Annotated in this window: 1 protein-coding gene and 1 riboswitch; the gene reads right to left on the bottom strand. The window is 42.6% G+C overall.

Annotated elements, in window-relative coordinates; translation table 11 throughout:
* A partial coding sequence (locus tag V7654_RS18250; RefSeq protein ID WP_335432155.1) for a potassium transporter TrkG occupies positions 1–637 on the bottom strand: 637 nt, incomplete at its 3' end.
* Positions 638–819: 182 nt separating this feature from the next.
* Positions 820–966: riboswitch (cyclic di-AMP (ydaO/yuaA leader) on the bottom strand.
* Positions 967–1,212: the final 246 nt, after the last annotated feature.

Below are 1,212 nucleotides of genomic sequence, written 5' to 3'. Positions count from 1 at the left end.
CATTCATTACAATGAACCCTATACCGCCTAAACTGATCAGTGAAATTAGGGTGATATTGATAACAGGATCATCAGCGTATGCGGTGAGCCCGCGAAACTCTCCCATTAAGTCAAATCCAGCATTATTGAAGTTCGATACCGCATGAAAAAAACCAAAATAAATCGCCTTACCAGCGGCCATGTCCTGGGCAAACCTTAGAGATAACAGGATTCCTCCTGCAATTTCGATAACGGCTGTAAAAATCAGAATCCTCTTAACAAGCCGGACGACTCCTTCCACCGTGGCATTGTTCAATGATTCCTGGATAATCAGCCTCTCTTTTAAAGAGATTCTTTTCCCAAGGATGAATGCCAACAGTGTCGCAAAACTCATAAATCCAAGCCCGCCGATCTGAATCATCGAAAGGATGACAATTTCACCGAACTGTGTGAAGGTATCACCTGTATCGACTACTACGAGCCCCGTTACGCAGGTTGCTGATGTGGCTGTGAACAAAGCATCCAGCCAGGATAGCCCTTTGCCGTCAGTCGTAGCGGCGGGCATTGAAAGCAGCAGCGAACCCAATAGGATAATCATCCCAAAACCAAGGACAAGTATCTTCGGAGGCTCAAGCTTAAAAAGCATTTTCCTGCGCATGTTGTTTTCTCCTTCTCCCCTTAGTATGAGGAATTTTGTTAGTAATATTTCTTATGCAGGGACTTAATGATTTTAACGGATCATAAACGACATAATTAATCACGCAAAACAAAAAAGCCCCCAGAGGCTAAAAAGATAAATAGCCTTGTGGACTTTTGAACAGACTCGTCTCACAAGCTCCATCTTCCTCTTCTGCAACGCTTGCGGAGTTAGCTGTCGGATTAGGGCTCAGAATAGCCCTGCCTTTTATTCAAAGGCTTCACCCCTAGTGGATTTTCAACCACGAAAGTTGGTTCCCCCGCTCCAATTGGATTCAGCGATTTAGAAATTTGAAACTTAATTTAATTTTGGGATTTAGCATAAAATCTGAAACTGTTGTAATCATACTCCTCCAATATTCTTGTTGTAAAGGAGGAAAAGAACGCTAAAAATGACCTTTTTTACCCAATTCAAACGAAAACTACATGCTTATCGCACCATATCTCACTGAATCTCTTTTTTTCTTGGTTTTTCACCTCTTTATAAGAAAAGCGGAAGCGCATTGATCAGCCCCGAAAGGCATAAGACGAACCGCG

The sequence above is a fragment of the Bacillus sp. JJ1609 genome (assembly GCF_036967045.1).
GTDB lineage: Bacteria > Bacillota > Bacilli > Bacillales > Cytobacillaceae > Mesobacillus.
This window is presented reverse-complemented; position numbering and strand designations above follow the sequence as displayed.